This window comes from Coleofasciculus sp. (genome assembly GCF_046539235.1).
Taxonomy (GTDB): Bacteria; Cyanobacteriota; Cyanobacteriia; order Cyanobacteriales; family Coleofasciculaceae; genus Coleofasciculus.
Genome location: NZ_JBKHHI010000501.1, coordinates 1 through 4,353, shown reverse-complemented (window position 1 = coordinate 4,353; position 4,353 = coordinate 1). Strand labels below are relative to the sequence as shown.

The window sequence follows — 4,353 nt, the reverse complement described above, 5'->3', positions numbered from 1 at the left end:
CTTTTGAAGGGGGATTTAGGGGGATCTAAACCTTGCTACCTGGAAACCTAGATATCTAGATCAGTCAAATCCAGTCGAGAACCATAAGTTTCAATGAATTCCCGCCGGGGAGCAACCCGATCGCCCATGAGAACGGTAAAGATGCGATCGGCTTCAGCCGCATCTTCGATCTCCACCCGCTTCATCGTCCGCGTTTCCGGATTCATGGTGGTATCCCAGAGTTGTACTGGCATCATTTCACCCAACCCTTTAAACCGTTGGATCGTGTAATTGGCGTTAGCGGGGAACTCATTTTGAACCAGGTTGGTGAGTTCGCGATCGCTATAACAGTAGTAATGATTGCGTCCGCGTTCTACTTTATACAATGGTGGACAAGCAATGTGGATATATCCTTGATCCACTAATGCCCGTTGATAACGGTAGAAAAAGGTAAGTAACAGAGTGCGGATATGGGCGCCATCGACATCAGCGTCCGTATTCTTTGCTGCCAATCCTCCTGTACCACAAATAAAGTTTTCGTCACCTTCCACAGAGAAATCATACACATAGTCACCCACCAATTCAACTTCATGATTCTCCACCACTTTTAATCCCATCAAATCATCACTGATGGGTAGATATTGTTGCGGCTGACTCTTTGGACGTGCCAGATAATCTTCCAATCGTTTTGCCTGATGATGGCGCTGCCAGATCAGCCGACACTGTTCGAGTTGCTCTTTACTGTAGATGCGAATAAAGTATGCAAGATGTCGTGTTTGAACAGGAGATTCAGGAGGATTTCGGTGCTGGCTATTGTGAACACCAGCAATTAAACCAAGTTGTCCCAATAGATAGAGTAACCCATCTTTCAATGTGGCAGAAACCGTTCCAAAGACAATGTTATTTTGGGTAACTGAGCCATCACCGAGTAAATAACCCTCCAAAAATGTCAGTTGCAAGGATTCAGGTAAGCTAAAGACAATATCCGGCAACTTCTTCTCGTGCGCCCATCCATTCAATCCCCACGCTTGTAATAGTCGCGCAGCGGCAACACTGTGGAAATAAAGTTTAATTCCATCGTATCGGGTATCATTATAGCGACGTGGTGTCTCACCGAAAACCTTTTCAATCGCCGTGATCAGTTCAGGGATAAACGGTTCATCCTTTTTACCTAAACTCAGACTCACTTGATGTTTACTCAAAGTGCCTTCCGCTACATACCACCCCAAGAACCACATTAGTTCCGGCGTAATCGGCAAATAGCGGTTAAATGCCTTATTTGTATGCGCCTGGGGTACAAGTTGCACCTCGTCACCAAGCTGCGCCAGTTCACTCGGCGTAAAGTAGTCAAAGGGTTTATAGTTACTCACCTCACGCCAACGGGCATTTTTACTCGTATCATCTTGGGCTAAACAGTTGTCCAGCTTCGAGGGCAACGTCTCGTAACTCACATTATCATTTCCGCCAATCGCATCCAGATAACTGAGGAAATCCGGTAACGTGGGACGATTCATCCCCCGTTCCCAGTGACTAATTGTAATCGGTTGCTTCACGCCAACTGTCGTCGCCACCTGCTTCTGGGATATTCCTAACCCTTGACGTTGGGTGATTAACTGTTGCCATCCGGCTGAGTCTAGCTTAACCCGTGGCTCATTCCATTGATCAGGTCGCGTCACCTTTGCCAGAACCCGTTGGCTGGCAATTTTTCGCACATCTTCCCCTTGCAGATAAAGGGATTGAGTCAATCCGGCTCGATACAATGTTTTGAGCAAATCTACTCGCGTCGGAGTTTCAGTGGGGCGCGGTAAACGCCGACTCGCTACCAACCAATCACCGGGTTTCACTTCATTGCCTTTTTTCAGGCGAACTTCTCCATCCTCATAGACAAAGACACTATGAGAAGACGTTACCTTCACCGAGCGATTGTAGCGCGTGGTGATTTTGTACATCGGTTCCTCATGGCTGTGACGAATCACGGCTTTCAGAGGGCGGAAGCGGGTGGCGTGTGTCACCGGATCAAAGGAAATCACTCGATAGCGTTCGGTGGTGCGGCGCCCTTCAATGCAATCATCAATGAACCCCCCAATAGAGACAAATTCCGTGCGTCCAGTATCATCCATAACCAGAGTGGGTTCATCTCCGGCGACACTCATAATTACGATGCGGTGGTAACGCAGATTCGAGGGATCAAATTCCTCACCTTTGATACCCAAACCCAGGGCGGTAATCAGAGACTGAATTTCTGTGTTCTTGTAAATTTTGGCATCATCGGTTTTCTCGATGTTGAGAATTTTACCCCGCAGAGGTAGAATCGCTTGAAATTGGCGATCGCGTCCTTGTTTGGCACTATTGTGAACGAAAACGCCACTGGCTAGGGCAAAGTTATGGGTATGGGGAACTTCAATATCGTAAACATCCACCCGTTTGTCTAGGCGTTCGATAGCAACAACCCGATGATTGTCTTTCCGGGATGGAGACTCCTCGCGTACCAACAGAGCTACTGATGATTCTTTCGTATCTTGCCCGGGGTGAGGGCGCAAGGATGGTGCCCCTACAGCCCCGACTGTGGGATATACCCCATTGGCTTGGACATCACGAGAAAACGCCACTTCAGATAAGCGGGTGTTGAACCCAGCCGCATCAATCTCTGCTACCCTCTGCCCTCGGCTTCGTTCTGATAGCTTGGCATTCAGGGACATCAGGAAATCCTCTGGCGTTAATAAGGCGGCGGCTTTGTAGCTACCATCTCGCAACATAAAGGGGTGATCTGGTGTACAAATCAGCGTTTCCCCATTATCCAGCGTCACCTGAATCACTTGGGCATTCGCCTTTGTGATCCGAGGGTGGATAATCCGTTCTAACCCAATCGTTCCATCATGGCGAATGGTGTAGCAAAAATGCTCTTTCCCCTTCGCCTGTTCCGCCACAATTTCTTTGAAGCTGAGAGAACGCCCATCGGCTAACGCAACTAGCGTATCGCCATCAAAACAGCCCCCTGCACTATCTCCCTCAACGATGAAGATTTCCGATTCAGCCGGATCTCTGGAACTACAATCGGCTAACTTACCCGGTAGAGGAGACGACTCTAATACAGACTTCCGCCGTACCAACTCCCGCGCCCGACGTGCGGCTTCTGCGGCTTTAAAGGCTTGGATGGCTTTCTCTAAAACAGAATCAGCGACTTGAGGACGAAATTCCAGGTACTCTGTCAACACTTCGCCCACCAGGGAATCCACGATACCTCGGACTTCGGTATTCCCCAGTTTGGTTTTAGTTTGTCCTTCAAATTCAGGATCAGGGACTTTGACAGAAATGACGCCAGTTAATCCTTCCCGAACATTCTCACCGCCCAGGTTAGCCTCATTGTCTTTCAGTTTATTCCGCTTGCGTGCGATCGCGTTCAATGTCCGAGTCAGAACTGTCTTTAATCCCTCTAAGTGAGTTCCACCGTCAATCGTGCGGATATTATTAGCAAATCCTAGCAGGTTATCGCTGTAAGCATCCACGCACCATTGCAGCGCCACTTCCACTTGCACATTATTCCGTTCACCCTGAACATAAATAATTTCTTGGTGTAGGGGTGCCTTCTCCCGGTTCATGTATGCCACATATTCCTGGATACCTCCCTCATAGTGGTAGCTGTCGATGCGTTCGGGAGAGATGCGGTGATCGGTAAACGTAATCCTCACGCCGCCATTCAAATAGGCGAGTTCTCGCAGTCGCCCTGCTACCGTACTGTAGTCAAACTCGATCCCATTGGTAAAGATTTGTGTGTCGGGTTTGAACGTCACCGACGTTCCCGTGCGATCTTCTTTACTGGGTTTGACAACCAAATCACCCATGGCAATACCGCGTTCGTAGCGCTGGGTATGAACCTTTTTCTCTCGCCAAACCGTAACATCCACCCATTCTGACAGGGCGTTGACGACAGAAACCCCAACCCCGTGCAATCCGCCCGACACTTTATACCCGCCGCCGCCAAACTTACCGCCCGCGTGCAGTACCGTCATTACGGTTTCCAATGCTGATTTGCCGGTTTTAGAATGAGTATCAGTGGGAATACCCCGTCCATCGTCGGTAACGCTAACGGAACCATCGGCGTTGAAGTCAACTTCGATATGAGTACAATAGCCAGCCAGCGCCTCATCGATCGAATTGTCTACAACCTCGTAAACTAGATGATGGAGTCCCCGTGGACCGGTAGAACCAATGTACATTCCCGGACGTCTGCGTACCGCTTCGAGACCTTCCAAGACTTGAATCTGATCGGCACTGTAGCTACTTGTCATATAAGGGATTCTCCAGTAAACGCTTTGAGCGGTTTATATGCTTTAAAATGACAAAACACTCAAAAATTCTAACACAAAAGGGTTA

1 protein-coding gene is annotated in these 4,353 nt (G+C 48.7%); it reads right to left on the bottom strand.

Translation table 11 applies throughout. The annotated features are described in order from the left end of the window. Positions 1–47 precede the first annotated feature (47 nt). Positions 48–4,268 carry an ATP-binding protein gene (locus ACLFWI_RS27510; protein WP_446415578.1) on the bottom strand — a complete coding sequence of 1,407 codons (4,221 nt, stop codon included), beginning with the start codon at positions 4,266–4,268 and terminating at the stop codon, positions 48–50. Positions 4,269–4,353: the final 85 nt, after the last annotated feature.

Excerpts from the sequence above, each read along its gene's own strand:
- ACLFWI_RS27510 (WP_446415578.1), bottom strand. The coding sequence starts at position 4,268 with ATGACAAGTAGCTACAGTGCCGATCAGATTCAAGTCTTGGAAGGTCTC.